We start from the raw sequence: 14,961 nt of genomic DNA on the forward strand, positions 1-14,961 counted from the left end.
TCGCCCTCAATAGAGATTTTCTACCGCAGCTAGGAGGCGGCCGTGTCCCAGCCCCCGCCCAGCGCCTTGAAGAGTGCGATCTGGTTGGTCGTCACCTGGGCGTCGGACAGCGCCAGCTGGGCTTCCAGCGTGGCCAGGTTCCGCTCGACCACCAGCACGGTGAGGAAGCTGTCGGAGCCCGCCTCGTAGCGCAGGCGGGCGAGTCGGACGGCCGTGGCGCCCTGGTCGCGCGCCCGCTTGAGGGCGGCCCGGCGATCCAATTCGCGAGCATAGGCGTTGAGCGCCGTCTCGGTTTCCTGGAGGGCCGTGAGATTGGCCTTCTCGAACAGCGCAAGCGCGCCTTCGGCGCTGGCGCCGGCCTGGTTCACGCGAGCGCGCGCGGCGCCGATGTTGGGGAAGTTCCAACTGATCAGCGGCCCGACGTTGAAGCGGAAGTCGTCGCCCAGATCTCCGGTTTCCAGACCGCTGGTGGAGATCGCTCCGCCGATGGTCACCGACGGATAGAGCGCCGCCGTGGCGACACCGATCCGCGCGGTGGCCGCGGCCAGTTCGCGTTCGGCCTGACGCACGTCCGGACGTCGGGCGAGCATGGCCGAGCCGTCACCGACCGGGATCAGCTGGCGGACCTGGGGCACGACGGCGCAATTGGCCACCGCGGCGGGCGCTTGGCTGGGCGCCTTGCCGAGCAGCAGAGCCAGACGAAACAGGGCGGCGGCGCGCTGAGCCTCAAGCGGCGGCAGGACCGCCTTGGAGGTTTCCAGCTGGGTCGCAGCGCTGGAGGTGTCGAGCGCCGTGCCACGACCCGCGTCTAGCTGGCGAGCGGTGAGGTCGTAGGTTTCCTGCTGCAGGGCGATGGTGCGCTTGGTCACCGCGATCTGAGCGCCGGCCGCGCAGACGTCGGCATAGGCGCGCGCCGTCTCGGCCGCGACCGAGATGCGGACCACGTCGAGGGCGGCTTGCGCCGCGTCGGTGTCGGCGCGGTTGGCTTCCAGGCTGCGTCGCACGCGGCCGAACAGGTCGACCTCGTAGGACATGTCGAAGCCGGCGGCGTAGTGGTCGTTCTCGCCGTACCGGCCGGTCAGCAGGTTCTGATCGCGCACACGTTGGCCGGAAGCTGAGACCGTGGTCGATGGCAGCAGGCCCGAGCGGGTCTCGCTGAGCACCGCGCGGACGCGAGACAGGTTGGCGCTGGCGACCGCGATGTCCTTGTTGGCGACGAGCGCCTCCTGGACCAGAGCGTCGACGGTCGGGTCCTGGAACAGCTTCCACCATTCGCCCGCAGGCGCGTCCGGGGTGGCGACCGTCGGTTCGGCGGCGATGAAGGCCCCCTGCCCCGCCGCCACCGGCGGCGGGACTTGGTAGTTGGGCCCGACTGCACAGGCGCTCAGCGCCGTAGCGGCCAGCAGGCCGGCGATGGACTTAAGGCGGGTCACTTCGCGCCTCCTTGGTACTCGATCGGATCGTGCGGCGTGCCGCCTGCGGTCGTGGGGTAGATCTTCTCCTTGCCCTTGGCCTTCGGCAGCCGGGCCGCGAGTTGTCGGCAGATGACGTAGAAGACCGGCGTGAAGATCAGGCCGAAGAACGTCACCCCGATCATCCCGAAGAACACCGCCGTGCCGAGCGCCTGACGCATTTCCGCTCCCGGCCCTGTCGCGATCGCCAATGGCAACACGCCCAGGATGAAGGCGAAGGAGGTCATCAGGATCGGCCGCAAGCGAGTGCGCGCGGCGCTGACCGCGGCCTCGAAGCGGTTCATGCCTTCCGTCTCCTCCGCCTGCTTGGCGAACTCGACGATCAGGATGGCGTTCTTGGCGGCCAGGGCGACCAGCACGATCAAGCCGATCTGGGTCAGGATGTTGTTGTCCTGGCCCCGCAGGTTCACCCCGACGATCGCCGCGAGGATACACATCGGCACGATCAGGATGACCGCCAGCGGCAGGGTGAACGCCTCGTACTGGGCCGCCAGCACCAGGAAGACGAACACCACCGCCAGGACGAAGATGATCGTCCCGGAATTGCCCGCCGCCTTCTCCTGATAGGCCAGTTCGGTCCACTCGTAGCTGAAGCCCGGCGGCAGAACCTTGGCGGCATGTTGTTCCATGGCGTCGAGCGCAGCGCCCGAAGCTACGCCCGGAGGCGCTCCGCCCTGCACTTCGGCGGCCGGGAACAGATTGTAGCGCACCACGCGGACAGGACCGGTTTCATCCTTCACCGTCGCCAGCGAGCCGAGCGGAACCATGCCGCCAGACTCCGAACGCACCTTGATGCCGGCGATGTCGGACGGATCGTCCCGCGCATCGGACTCCGCCTGAGCGGTCACCCGGAAGGTGCGGCCCAGCAGGTTGAAGTCGTTGACGTAGGTCGAGCCGAGATAGGTGCCGAGCGCATCGTAGATCGCGTTCGGCTGAACGCCCATCAACAGGGCCTTGTCGCGGTCGATCTCGGCGGTCACCCGGGGCGAGCCGGTGTTGAACTGCGAGAACACCCCGACCGTGCTTTGCGGAGTCTGGGCCGCCGCGCCGACCAGGCCGTTGGCGGCCTGCTCCAGCGCGCGGTAGCCCGCACCCGAGCGGTCCTGCACCATCATCTTGAAGCCGCCGGCGTTGCCCATGCCTTCGACAGGCGGGGGCGCGAGGAAGAAGATGTTGGCTTCCTCGATGCCGCTGAGGCGGCCCATGACCTGGCCGGCCATGGCTTCGGCGGTCATCCCCTTGCCGCGCTTGGACCAGTCGTCGAGCTTCACGAAGAAGACGCCGCCGTTGGACATGGCCGAGAAGCTCGCCCCGTCGAGGCCGGCGAAGGCCGCGACCGTGTCGACGCCGGGTGTCTTCTGCACGATCTCGCTGGCGCGGCGAACCACAGCGTCCGTGCGCTCGAGCGAAGCGCCCGGCGGCAATTGGACGACGCCGATCAGGAAGCCCTGATCCTGTTGCGGGATGAAGCCCGTGGGGGTGGCGGTCATCCGCCATCCGGTCAGGGCGATCAGGCCGCCGTAGACCACCAGCACGATCAGGCTGGTGCGCACCAGGCGTCCCGTGAGCGCGCCGTACTTGTCGCTCAGCCAGTCGAAGCCGCTGTTGAACTTAGCCCCGGCCATCCTGATCGGACGCATCCAACGCGGGCCGGTGTCGAGGCTGTGCTCGACGTGCGGCTTGAGCAGGATCGAGGCGAGCGCCGGCGAGAGCGTCAGCGACACCAGGAGCGAGATCATCGAGGCGGCCGAGATGGTCACCGCGAACTGGCGGAAGAACATGCCTGGAATGCCCGGCATGAAGGCGGTCGGCACGAACACGGCCAGCAGCACCAGGCCGATGGCGATCAGCGCGCCGGACACCTCGTCCATGGTGCGGTAGGCCGCCTCCCGTGGAGTCATGCCCAGCCTGAGATTTCGCTCCACCGCCTCGACCACGACGATGGCGTCGTCGACGACGATGCCGACAGCGAGCACGAGCGCGAACAGCGACAACGAGTTCAGCGAGTAGCCGAGGCCGAGCAGCACCGCGAAGGAGCCGACTAGGGCGATCGGGATGGCCAGGATCGGGATGATCGCCGCGCGCCAGGTCTGTAGGAAGACCATGACCACGATGACCACCAGGATCACCGCTTCGAGCAGCGTGCTCTGGACAGATTCCACCGAGGCCTGGACGAACTCGGTCGGGTTGTAGGGGATCGTATACTCCACGCCTTGCGGCATGGTCGGTTTCAGTTCCTCGACGGTCTTGAGCACCTCGGCGGCGGTGGCCAGGGCGTTGGAGCCCGGCTGCTGGATGATCGCCAGGCCGACGCCGCGATCGCCGCCGAAGTAGCCACGCATGCCATAGTCCTGCGCGCCCAGCTCGACGCGGGCGACGTCGCGCACGCGGGTGACACGGCCGTCGGCGTCGGTTCGGATGACGATGTCGGCGAAAGCTTCGGGGTCCGAGAGACGGCCCTGGACCTGGACCGGGAGCTGGAAAGCTGCGCCGGTGTCGGCAGGGGCCTGGCCAAGCGCACCGCCGGCGGCCTGGACGTTCTGGGCTCGCAGCGCCGCGACGATCTCACCGGAGGTCAGGTTGCGCGCAGCGGCCTTGCCCGGGTCGATCCAGACCCGCATCGAATAGAAGCCGCCGCCGAACACCTGCACGCCGCCCACGCCCTTGATCCGCAGCATGCGGTCGCGGAGCGTCGAGTTGGCGTAGTTGCCGATGTGGTCGAGGTCGGCGTTGGGATCCTTGGAGGTCAGGGCGACCAGCAGCAAGAAGCCGGAGAGCTGCTTGTTCACGGTCACGCCGACCTGGCGCACCTGTTCTGGCAGGCGCGGTTCAGCCAGGGCGACCCGGTTCTGGACCAGCACCTGGGCGGCGTCGAGGTCGGTGCCCGGTTCGAAGGTGACCGAGATCTGGGCCAGGCCGTCGGCGGTGGACGACGAGGTCATGTAGAGCATGCCCTCGACGCCGTTGATTTCCTGTTCGATCGGCGCAGCGACGGTCTCGGACAGCGTCTCGGCGGACGCCCCGGGGTACATGGCGGTCACCGCAATGGTCGGGGGCGCGATGTCCGGATACTGCGACAGCGGCAGCAGCGGATAGGCGAAGATCCCGATCAGGGCGATGAACACCGAGATCACGCCCGCGAAGATCGGGCGGTCGATGAAGAAGTGCGAGAAACGCATGAGGTCCGTCCCTGTCCTGGCCCCTATCGGGCGCCGGCGGGCGTGGCGCTCGAGGCCACGGGAATGGTCACTGTGGTGGTCGCCTTCTTGGCGGCCGCCTTCGGCGTGATCTGGACGAGTTTGGCTTGGACCTTTTGGCCCGGCATCATGATCCGGGCCGACCCGTTGACGATGACCTTGTCGTCCGGGCGCACGCCCGAACGGATCACCCGCAGGCCTTCGCTGAGCGGGCCGAGTTCGACCGGCTTCAGGGTTACCGAGCCGTCAGCCGATACGACGTTGACCGCCTTGCGCGCGCCGTCGGCGACGATGGCGTCCTCCGGAACCAGCAGGGCGTCGTAGGCCTGGCCGCCTTCGACCTTGGCCTTGCCGTACATGCCCGGCTTCAGGAAGCCGTTGGGGTTGGCGACCACGGCGCGCATGCGCACCGCGCCCGACGAGTCATCGAGGCTGTTGTCGGTGAAGTCGATCTGGCCGGTCCAGCGGTAGTCGGCCTCGTCCTGCAGACGGATCTGCACGCGGCCGCCCTTGCCGGTCTGGCGCTGGTTCTTCAGCAGCTGGGCTTCGGACGCGTCGAACTGGAAGTGGATCGGGCTGGTGGAGACGATGGTGGTCAGCACGTCGGCGCCGGAACCGCCGCCGGAGATCACGTTGCCCGGGTCGACCCGACGGTCTGACACCACGCCTGAAACCGGCGCGGTGACGCGGGTGAATTCGAGATCGAGGGTGCGGGCCTGAACGGTCGCCTGGGCGATGTCGTTGGCAGCGCGCTTGCCGTCGAATTCTTCGCGGCTGATCGCCTGAACCTTCAACAGGCTCTCAGCCCGGGTGAGATCCGCAGCGGCCTGCTTGGCCTGGGCGCGGGCGGCGGCCAGCTGGGCCTGGGCCGGGCGCGGATCGAGCGTGAAGAGCAGTTGGCCCTTCTGGACAAACTGCCCCTCGCGGAAGTGGGCGGCCTGAAGGTAGCCGCCGGCGCGGGCGCGCACCTCGACCCGTTCGGGCGCCTCGAAGCGGCCGGTGAAATCGTCCCAGTCGACGACTGATTGCCGCAGCGGCGTCGCCACCGAGACCTGGGGCGCCGGCATCTGCGGAGGAGCAGCGGGCTTGCCGCAACCGGCCAGAACCAATGCAGCAGCAGCCGTTGCGACGAACGGCGCGAAGAATTTACGCATGAATTATCCCACGGGCGGGGGAGCGCCCTAAGTCAACGGTTGATGACTTCTATCCTGACAGCCCCTACATATGTCAACAGACGATGACAACAAGGGAGCGGAACCGAGAAATGGCGCAGTTTCCAGCGCCGTCGCGCACGCGCAACGCGGCGGCGACTAGGCAAGCTATACTGGATGCAGCGAAAACCCGTTTCGCGAGAGAGGGTTACGACGGCGCGAGCCTGCGCGAGATCGCGACGGACGCCGGCGTCGATGCGGCCCTGATTTCTCGATATTTCGGCTCGAAGGAGGAGCTCCTTGTCGAGGTTTTGAACTGCCTCCCGGACGCGACCGAGCTGTTCCAGGGCGATCTGTCCACGTTCGGCGAACGGGTCGCGGCCAGACTGTTGGACAACCGCGACCCTGACGAGAGCTTGGATCACTTGCTGATCATGCTGAGATCGGCATCTTCCCCCGCGGCGTCCGAGCCGCTGCGGCGCTCCATGCGAGCGCATTTCCACGATCCCTTTGCGGCTTATCTGGGGGGCCCGGAAGCCGAAGTGCGTGCACGCCTGGCCGGCGACCTGATCATGGGCGTGGCGATCTCACGGGCCATCGCGGCCGATCACGACCTGGACGAAGAAGGTCAAGCCTGCCTCCGCAAGCGGCTGGTGGAAGTGTTCCAGACGGCGGTGAAGGCCTAGATCTGGTTCCAGAGCGGCAAGGTGGCGCCGAACTTCACCCGGCGACGCACGAAGATGGTCTCGAACCGTCCGACTAGCGGATGCTCGGCGACTTCGGTGTCCACGAACGTGTTGAAGGCTTCCATGCTGTCGAACACGGTGATGCACATCAGGTCGTAGGCGCCGGCGATCTCCATCACCACCTGCACGTGGGAGGAGCGGCTCAGGCGGGCGCGGACGTCGGCGACGCGGGCGGGGCCCTGCTGGGCGAGCTGGATCAGCAGCATGACCGAGATGTGGTCGCCGGCCAGCTTCGGATTGAGCACCGAAACGTCGGCGGTGATCACGCCGTTGGTGCGATAGGTGCGGATGCGGCGCTGAATCGCCGAGGCAGACAGAGGGACGCTATCGGCCAGCTCATGCGCGCTGGTTTGGTTGCAGACCTGGAGCGCAGAGAGGATCTGCATATCCAGTCTATCGAGCTGCAACTCCATCGGCGTCCCCGTACACTACCATGCGCAGATCGATAGAAATGCGGAGGCGGCGCGTCATCGACTTCGCGACAAACCACGCCTGCCACGCGTCAAACAAGTTGCATCGATGAAATGAAAGGAGGGCGGCGAATGACTTCGCCGCCCTCCCCGGTCGTCCAAATATTCGCTGACGCTTAGAAGCGCAGCTTGATCGCACCAAACATACGGCGACCGATAATGTCATAGCTGGACGGATCGGTGCCCGACTGGACGTTCGGCGCATAGAGGCGCGGCTGCTGATCGGTGAGGTTGTTGACGCCGATCTTCAGTTCCACGTTGTCAGTGATGCCCCAGGTCGCGTCGAGGTCGACATAGTAGGTCGCCGGGACGTTGGCGGGGACGCTTGCCGTACCCAGGAAGACTTCGCCCGGGTACTGACGGAACTGACGGTTGTCCATGTCGCCGAGGTAGCGGACGCGGGCGCCGAAGTTCACGGCTTCGGTCTCGTAGCCCATGAAGCCGATGCGGCCCAGGTTGAACCGGGTGTTCAGCGTCGCTTTCCATTCCGGGAACGAGGTGCCGAGGCCGGCGCCGAAGTACGAGATGGTGCCGGTGTAGTCGATCGGCGGCAGACCCTGACGGTCGGACTGCTCGTAGTTCAGCACGTGGGTGACGAGCAGGTTGGCCTGGAACGCGCCCATCCATTCCGGAGCGCCCAGCCATTCCCAGTCGAAGCCGTAGTCGAGCTGGAAGTCGAGGCCGGAGGTCTTGATGATCCCGCCGTTCTCGAACAGCCAGGCGCTGTTGGTGCCCGGCAGGGCGTTCGGGTTGTTGATCCGGGCGTTGGTCAGGTTGCCGCCCGTCCGCTGCATACCCGCGCAATACAGGTAGGTGCTGGAGTAGGTCGGGTTGGTGCCCGCGTAGTTGAAGCAGGCCGCGATCGCCGTGTTGGTGTCGAAAGCGATGATCGGGTCTTTGATTTCCAGGCTGTAGTAGTCGATCGAACCGCGCAGGCGCTGGGCCCACTGATTATCCCAGGGCGAAGAAAGCACCGCGCCGACCGTGATGGTGTCGGCCTTTTCAGGATTCAGGTTCAGGTTGCCGTTCAGGAAGATATTGGCCTGGGAACCCGGGGCCGTGGTCGCGCCGGTCACCGGAACGCCCTGAGCCGCGCAGAGGCCGCGCAGGGTGCCAGGGCCAGTGCCGGAAGCCTTCCAGGCCTCGGTCGTGGGCGCGCACGGATCGAAGATCTGCGGCGCCGAGGCGCTGCCGACGAACAGTTCCTGGAAATTCGGCTCACGCACCGCGCGCTGGTAGGAAGCGCGGACCCGGGCCCAATCGTTGACCTCCCAGTTGCCCTCGGCCTTGTAAGTGGCCGAACCGCGGGTCTCGGTGTGCTGCCCGTTCAGCTTGTTCTCGAAGCGAGCCCACGAGTAACGAGCGCCCAGGCCGATCTCCAACGAGTTGACGAACGGCATGTCCTTGACGACCGGGATCAACGTCTCGGCGAAGATGTCGTTGAACGCGCTGCCGCCGCTTTCCGGGTTGCCAACGGTGAAGCCCGAGAACGGGCCGGGGGTCGAGAGGAAGCGCAGATCGTAGTCGAATTCACGATGCTCGAGGCCGAAGACGATCGGCACCGCACCGGCCGGCAACTCAAACACGTCGCCGGTGATGAACGCCTGACCGATCGTCTGGATGTACTGCTGGCGTTGGGTCACCGGCGATTCCAGAGCGACGCGGCAGGTCGAGGCCAGCGGACGGTCGCCGAAGAAGTTCTGAGTGGCGCACGCTGTGTTGCCGTTCGGCGTCTGGGTCGGGTGAGCCAGGATGTCCGAGAGCAGCTGGGTGTTGATGTTGCCGAACTGGGTCCGCATGATCTCCGTGCGGCCCTGCGAGATGTACGCCTCGCCCTCGAAGTTCTCGCCGATCGGGAATTTCGCCCCGGCCGAGTACTGAACGACGGAGTTCTTGAACTCCGAGATCCGCGCGCCGAAGCCCAGCGGACGGAAGGCGAACAGGAAGGGCTCGTTCGCACCGGAACCGACCAGGGTCGGGTCATCGCCGGTCCGCGCCGCCAGCAGGGTGCGCAGGTCGTTCGGAATGAACGGGTTGGTGACCGGGACGACCAGGTTCTGGCCGACGTTATTGCCGGCCGTCACCAGCGGGGACGAAACCTGCAGGTTGGTGGCCGTGCCCGGCGCGGCGGTCACGACGGTCGGGATCGGCGTCGGCGCCAGCGCCTGGTCGGCGACGTACTCGGTCCAGCCGGCCTGGGTGAACACTTCCACGCCGCTATCGAACTCGTAGCGCAGGTTCGACAGGAACGAATAGCGATCCATCGGCAGGGTCAGCAGGTTCGGCGCGTCGAAGTTGTAGCTGTAGAAGTCCGGGTAGAAGCGGGTATTTACGTTGACGTCGATCGGATACTTGAAGTTTTGGACTTGCAGAGTCGCGTTGTTGGGGGCGCCGCCGTAGTACAGCGAACCATCCAGGTTGAAGCCGAGCGAGCCCGAAGCGTTGCCGACTGCCGTCGGCGAGATGCCATAGGAGGCGAACAGGGCCTGTACGGCGCTCAGCGGGATGGCGTTACCAGAGTTGTACTTGATCGCGCCGGCAGGCGGAGTGCCGGTCGTCGAGGTGGCCAGCGCCGAGAACGGACGCTGACCTTTGGTCACCGGTTCGCGGTACGAGCGGTCGAAGCCGAACAGGGCGTTGCCCTTGCCGTCGGAGAAGTTGCCGCCGACCACCAGCGAGAACTGGTATTCCTGGGCGTCATGGTACTCGGTCGAATCCGACAGGCTGGCGCGGAAATCGAGGCCCTCGAAGTTGCGCTTGAGCTTCAGGTTCACGACGCCGGCCACGGCGTCCGCGCCGTAGGTCGCGCCGGCGCCGCCGGTGATGACCTCGATGTTCTCGATCATCGCCTGCGGGATGGTGTTCAGGTCGACTGTCAGGGTGTTGTTCGACGTCATCGGACGACGGCCGTCAACGAGCACCAGGTTACGGTTGGAACCCAGGCCGCGCAGGTCGACGGTGGACTGGCCGTTGTTGCTCGGGTTGTTCGAGGTCGACGAGGCCGCCGGGCTGACCTGCGGCAGGGTGTTCAGATAGGTGTCGAGGGTGACGTCGGCGTTGGCCGTCGCCTGCTCGCCGGTGACGGTGGCGATCGGGCTGGCCGCCACGAAGTCCTGGCGCACGATGCGCGAACCGGTGACGACGACTTCCTGCACTTCTTCGGCGGCCTGGGCGTACGCCGAGGTCGCGGCGAACGCAGCGAATGCGCCGCAGATCATCGATGACGCCAAAAGGCGCTGTCGTGTAGTTGTGATTTTCAAGGTCTAGCTCCTCCGTCGACCCGCCCGTTTTCAGGCGAAGGCCGCACCCCGCAAAGTGTCCGCTGCCAATATGGCGGCGGTTACACCGTCGTTACGCGAAGCTGGAAAATTAGGTCAACACAGCACGGTCGCCATATTGAACATCGGCAGGGCTTCGTCGCCGATATGACACATTTTATGCTTTAACTGATCGCAGTTTTATTGATTTCATTCATGCAATTACATAGGCGCACGGAGACGCGCAGGCGCGCCGAGCCGATGCTCAGCGCGCGATTCCGACCGCTTCGCGGATGATGTTGTCCAGGCGGTCGCGGACGTCTTTCCCCGCCGGCGTGAGGTGCAGCACGCGGCTACGACCGTCCTGCGGGTTGAGGAAGGCTTCGACTAGCCCACAGGCCGGCGGGCGGGCCCACTCCGAACCCGCAGGCCCGAAGGACCGAACACTGCGCGAGGCTGTGGGCTCGGTCATCCGGGCCACATAGGCGAGCTCCTGGACGCTCAGCCCCTCGTTCTCACAGGTATAGAGGAAGGTGATGATCTCATTGACCGTGATGGTCGGATTGAGCTCGCGGAACAGCGACAACGCCTCCAGCAGGGAGTCCCTCGGCCTCATGGGCGTCAGGACTCAGCGTAGGCGTTCAGGCGGCCGGTGCCGGCGCCTGGCGGGAGGGCGCGAACCACCGGGGTCGAGCGGCGCTGGCGGCGTTCGCGCATGGCCAGCTTGGCCTCGGGATAAAGCTCGCGCACCTGGTTGAGAATGTCCTCCAGGCGCTTTTGGTGATCGGCGGCCTCGACATAGTCGCCGACGTTCAGTTCGACCGAAATCTGGCCCCACAGCTTCATTTCACTCTCCAAAACGATTGCGTCGCGGTCGCTAAGCTTAGAGGCGGACATCTGCGGCATTTACGCGTTTGCACTGGCCGAGACGCCGCGTGGCGGCGTTGTTGCGCGCACTTCGCCGCCGCGCGGCGCGCAAAGCAGGTGAAGTGGGGGCCGGCAAAGATGGAGGGTTCGCGTGCGTAAACGCAGCGCACTGCTGGAAGCGCTGGAGCTCCTGAGGGACACCAACCCTGGCTTCACCCTGGCTCAGATCATGGCCCTGCTTTACGTGGCCGACGAAGGCGATTCCCTGCCCTTGCCCGACCTGCAATGGCGCATGGGCATCACGGCCAACCATGCCTGGCGCACTGCCCAGGCCCTAACCAGCGGGGATGACGGGCTAGAGCCGCTGGTCGCCAGCGCGCGCTGGAAGGTCGGGACCACCAGCGCGCTGAGCCTCAGCCCGGCCGGTGAACGCATATGCACGCGCCTCGACCAGATTCTGAGCGACGCCGCGCCGATCGCCTCCCGACAAAAAGAACCGGCCGATCCCTTGGGGATCGGCCGGCGGTCTGCCTAGAGCTTTTAGAGTCAGGCGTCCCTAGAAGGACTTGCGGACGCTGACGTACCAGTAACGGGCGTAGGGCTGATAGAGGTCGCCCAGGTAGCCGTCGGATTCCAGCGGCGGCTTCTCGTCGGTGAGGTTGCGGACGCCGATGCGCAGGCGGGTGTTGGCCGCCAGGCCTTCGGTGAACTCATACTGACCGTAGAGGTTGGCGGTGAGCTGGGAGTCGACGATCCAGGGCGTGCCAGCGCTGTCCAGCAGGCCGGTGTCCTCGACGTCTCCGATGTACTGGGTGAAGGCGCCGACGGTCCACTGATCGTAGTTCCAGGTGGCCGAGGCCGACCACTTCCATTCCGGACGGCCGTTCTGGCGGACCATGTCGCCGCCGCCGCTGATGAAGATCGTCGGATCGAGCTGGCCGGCGTCCTGAGCGGCCATGAGTTCGGCCGCGCCGGGGGACGGCGAACGGTAGAACTTGATCAGGTGGGCGGCATTGAAGTTGACGCTGAAGTCGCCGAATTCGGTGCCGCGCAGGTTCCACATGACGCCGATGTCCAGGCCGCGAGCCTCTTGCGGCAGCAGGTTCTGGTACTGGTCGCTGACGTAGAGGATCTGGCCGACGGGTGCGAGGCCCGTGCCCTGGAAGGCGGCGACGTCGTCGATGGTCGGCGCGGCGCGAATGACGTCCGCATAGGACGAACCGTTCAGGCGGGCCAGATAGTCGGCGGTGATGGCGTTGCCGCCGCCGAACAGTCCGACGATGCCCTCCTGCTTCACGCGCCAGTAGTCGACGGTGAAGGTGAAGCGGCCGAACTCTTCCGGGATGATGCGCGGCTCATAGACCACGCCCATGCCCCAGGTTTCCGATTCTTCCGGCTTCAGGTCCTGGTTGCCCGAGCGGCGCTCCGAGATGTTCGGCGCGGCGCAGGCCGAGAGGGTGGCGATGCGGCCGGCGCGGCGGTCGGCCTCGCAACGATACCAGTCGCGGCGGCTGTTGGAGCGGGTCACCAGCGTGGCGTTCAGCTGCTCCAGGTTCGGAGCCTTGAAGCCCTGAGCCCACGAACCGCGGAAGCGGAGGCCGTCGATCACGTCCCAGGCCAGAGCGACCTTGGGCTTGGCCACGTCGCCGACGTCGCTGAAGTTTTCGTAGCGGCCGGCGAGTTGGGCTTCGAAGTTATAGACGAACGGGATCTCCATCTCCGGCGAGACGACCGGGACGGCCAGCTCAACGAAGGCGGACGTGACGTTGCGCGAGCCCTTGGTGTCCGGCGACGGGCTGGTGCCGACCAGATCGTTGTCATAGGTGACGCCGGTCAGGCTGTTGGTGAACTTGATCGTGCCGTCCAGGCGGGCGTCGCGGTCGTCCTTCTGGGTCTCGCGACGGTGCTCGACGCCCGCGGCGAAGCCGACGTCACCGCCCGGAAGCGTGAAGAGGTCGAGCTTGGAGATCTTGAAGTCCGCCAGGGCCAGCGAGCTGGTGCTCTTGCGGGTGGTCTTGACGCGGATGGCGTCAATAGCCGCCTGCGAGCTCGGCGCGTTGTCGCCGATGCTGGGGTTGTCGAGGCTGCCGCCGTTGAACGGGTTGTAGGCGTCCGGGGTGGCCAGAGCCATCTGGCGCTGAAGCGCGGTGGCGCTGATGCCGTCGGAGACGTCTTCGACCTCGGCTTGGGAGTAGAGCAGCGCGCCTTCCCAGTTGAAGCCGAACTTCTCGCCCTTCAAGCCGGCCAGGAAGCGCCACTGGTTGTTCTCGACGTCCACGCTGTTGGGGCCGACGTCGACGAAGTTATAGGCCGCCATGGTGGAGGCGACGCCGCCGGCCGGGGCGCTGAGACCCGGGAGGCGGTTCGCGCTCGAGGTCGGACCGAACGGGTTGTAGTAGTTGGTCGCCGCGATCGCGATTGGCAGCGAGGCCAGGTTGCTGGTCGAGGTCTGCACCGCATGGGTGGTGGCGGTGTAGTAGCCAACCTCGCCGAACGCCCGCAGGTCGTCGGTGATGTCGTACTTGCCGGTCAGGAACAGGTTGATCCGTTCCAGCTCCGGCATCACCGACGGGTTGAAGGTGCCGGCGGTGTTGAAGCGCAGGTTACGGTCGGCGCCGGTGACGCCGGTGGCCGCGGCGCCGGTGGCCAGGCAGATGCCCGAGCCGAGCGGGGAAGCGCACGCCGAATTGGTCGAGGGCTGGATGTGATAGGCTCCGGCCGCCGAGGTCACCAGGACGCCGTTCTGGCGCACCGCGCTGGCCGCGGTGAGGCTGCCCCACGGGGTGGCGGTGACCCGGTCGTCGAGAGTGGCGTTGCCGGCGTATGACGTGCCGGCGAACAGCGGCGTCTTGTCATCCGACGAGGTGAAGTCCTGGTCCCAGGCGTTCAGCGCGGTGCGGTTGGTGTAGTTGGCGAACAGGCTGATGTTGCCGCGGCCGTCATGGAAGTTGCGGCCGGCCTGGATGTTGAACTCGTACTCTTCGAGGTGGGTGCCCTCAGCCGAGCCATACTGCGCCTCGACGGTCAGGCCGTCGTAGTCGTCCTGCAGCACGGTGTTGACCACGCCGGCCACGGCGTCCGAGCCATAGAGCGCCGCGGCGCCATCGCGCAGGACTTCCAGACGCTTCAGCCCGCTCACCGGGATGGCGTTGGTGTTGTAGGTCAGGACCGGGACGAGGTTGTCATCGGCGCGGCTCGTCGGGTGGGCGACCACGCGGCGGCCGTTGAGCAGCACCAGGGTGTTGCCGACGCCGAGATTGCGCAGGTTCACCGAACCGACGTCGCCACGGGCGCTGTTGCTGGAGTTGGGGAGGTAGCTGGAGTTGAAGCTGACGTCGCCCATCTGCGGGATCGAGCGGAACAGGTCGTCGCCCGAGGTCGCCGCCACGTTGGCGAGTTGGTTGGCGTCGACGACGGTGACCGGCAGGGCGGCCGTGACCTTGGCGCCTTCGATCTGCGAACCGACGACGACGATTTCTTCCACTTCGTCCGCGGCTTGAGCCGAGGCGGAACCGGCCCAGCCGAAAGCGCAGAGCGCGGAGGTCGCGAGCATGGCGCCACGCCAGGACATGCGAGATTTCATTGAGATTACCCCCTCAACTAGTAAGTGCAAATTCCGCCTTCGCAGCTAACGCTGCAATGGCCGTTTAAACGACGCGACAGACAGCAAGTGCGTCTTCGCGTCACCCCCCTCGTCCGGATTTGGCGAGAAATAACGGTGTCTGTGTCATGGCGACCACCACTTCTCATCGACGCTGCTGGATACTCGACACGGCCGAGCTGAATCCCAAACTCAACCCT

General features: G+C 66.2%; 10 protein-coding genes. 2 read left to right on the top strand and 8 right to left on the bottom strand.

The window, feature by feature from the left end; translation table 11 throughout:
- Window positions 1-29: 29 nt before the first annotated feature.
- From AC1DQJ_RS12255 to AC1DQJ_RS12265, 3 genes are read right to left on the bottom strand one after another with little or no spacing between them, the layout of a single operon-like run.
- Entirely contained in the window at window positions 30-1,433 is a 1,404-nt protein-coding gene (locus AC1DQJ_RS12255; RefSeq protein ID WP_477603623.1) for an efflux transporter outer membrane subunit, read from the bottom strand.
- Window positions 1,430-4,651 carry an efflux RND transporter permease subunit gene (locus tag AC1DQJ_RS12260; protein WP_477603625.1) on the bottom strand — a complete coding sequence of 1,074 codons (3,222 nt, stop codon included), beginning with the start codon at window positions 4,649-4,651 and terminating at the stop codon, window positions 1,430-1,432. The genes AC1DQJ_RS12255 and AC1DQJ_RS12260 overlap by 4 nt, the downstream gene beginning before the upstream one ends.
- 23 nt (window positions 4,652-4,674) lie before the next feature.
- On the bottom strand, window positions 4,675-5,823 hold the full coding sequence (locus AC1DQJ_RS12265) for an efflux RND transporter periplasmic adaptor subunit (protein ID WP_477603627.1): 1,149 nt from the start codon (window positions 5,821-5,823) through the stop codon (window positions 4,675-4,677).
- Between the two features lie 110 nt (window positions 5,824-5,933).
- Between AC1DQJ_RS12265 and AC1DQJ_RS12270 the strand changes: the two genes are divergently transcribed.
- Entirely contained in the window at window positions 5,934-6,506 is a 573-nt protein-coding gene (locus tag AC1DQJ_RS12270; protein WP_477603629.1) for a TetR/AcrR family transcriptional regulator, read from the top strand.
- Here AC1DQJ_RS12270 and AC1DQJ_RS12275 read toward each other — a convergent pair.
- From AC1DQJ_RS12275 to AC1DQJ_RS12290, 4 genes are all read right to left on the bottom strand, one after another.
- A complete protein-coding gene (locus AC1DQJ_RS12275; RefSeq protein WP_477603631.1) occupies window positions 6,503-6,979 on the bottom strand; it encodes an Lrp/AsnC family transcriptional regulator in 477 nt (158 codons plus the stop codon). The two genes, AC1DQJ_RS12270 and AC1DQJ_RS12275, sit on opposite strands and share 4 nt — an antisense overlap.
- A gap of 173 nt (window positions 6,980-7,152) precedes the next feature.
- On the bottom strand, window positions 7,153-10,254 hold the full coding sequence (locus AC1DQJ_RS12280) for a TonB-dependent receptor domain-containing protein (RefSeq protein WP_477603633.1): 3,102 nt from the start codon (window positions 10,252-10,254) through the stop codon (window positions 7,153-7,155).
- A 304-nt stretch (window positions 10,255-10,558) separates the two neighbouring features.
- Window positions 10,559-10,909 carry a hypothetical protein gene (locus AC1DQJ_RS12285; protein ID WP_477603634.1) on the bottom strand — a complete coding sequence of 117 codons (351 nt, stop codon included), beginning with the start codon at window positions 10,907-10,909 and terminating at the stop codon, window positions 10,559-10,561.
- A gap of 5 nt (window positions 10,910-10,914) precedes the next feature.
- On the bottom strand, window positions 10,915-11,139 hold the full coding sequence (locus AC1DQJ_RS12290; protein WP_477603636.1) for a hypothetical protein: 225 nt from the start codon (window positions 11,137-11,139) through the stop codon (window positions 10,915-10,917).
- Window positions 11,140-11,311: 172 nt separating this feature from the next.
- On the opposite strand from AC1DQJ_RS12290, the gene AC1DQJ_RS12295 reads away from it, so the two are divergent.
- The gene (locus AC1DQJ_RS12295) at window positions 11,312-11,695 is read left to right on the top strand and encodes a hypothetical protein (protein WP_477603638.1); all 384 of its coding nucleotides are present in this window, start codon (window positions 11,312-11,314) and stop codon (window positions 11,693-11,695) included.
- 21 nt (window positions 11,696-11,716) lie between these two features.
- Here AC1DQJ_RS12295 and AC1DQJ_RS12300 read toward each other — a convergent pair whose 3' ends face one another.
- Complete coding sequence (locus AC1DQJ_RS12300) at window positions 11,717-14,713, bottom strand: TonB-dependent receptor plug domain-containing protein (RefSeq protein WP_477603640.1); 2,997 nt, start codon at window positions 14,711-14,713, stop codon at window positions 11,717-11,719.
- Between the last annotated feature and the right edge of the window lie 248 nt (window positions 14,714-14,961).

Source organism: Phenylobacterium sp. P4_E10 (assembly GCF_056401675.1).

Coding starts and splice junctions, on each gene's coding strand:
- AC1DQJ_RS12260 (WP_477603625.1), bottom strand. CDS start 4,651: ATGCGTTTCTCGCACTTCTTCATCGACCGCCCGATCTTCGCGGGCGTG.
- AC1DQJ_RS12265 (WP_477603627.1), bottom strand. CDS start 5,823: ATGCGTAAATTCTTCGCGCCGTTCGTCGCAACGGCTGCTGCTGCATTG.
- AC1DQJ_RS12270 (WP_477603629.1), top strand. CDS start 5,934: ATGGCGCAGTTTCCAGCGCCGTCGCGCACGCGCAACGCGGCGGCGACT.
- AC1DQJ_RS12275 (WP_477603631.1), bottom strand. CDS start 6,979: ATGGAGTTGCAGCTCGATAGACTGGATATGCAGATCCTCTCTGCGCTC.
- AC1DQJ_RS12280 (WP_477603633.1), bottom strand. CDS start 10,254: ATGATCTGCGGCGCATTCGCTGCGTTCGCCGCGACCTCGGCGTACGCC.
- AC1DQJ_RS12285 (WP_477603634.1), bottom strand. CDS start 10,909: ATGAGGCCGAGGGACTCCCTGCTGGAGGCGTTGTCGCTGTTCCGCGAG.
- AC1DQJ_RS12290 (WP_477603636.1), bottom strand. CDS start 11,139: ATGAAGCTGTGGGGCCAGATTTCGGTCGAACTGAACGTCGGCGACTAT.
- AC1DQJ_RS12300 (WP_477603640.1), bottom strand. CDS start 14,713: ATGCTCGCGACCTCCGCGCTCTGCGCTTTCGGCTGGGCCGGTTCCGCC.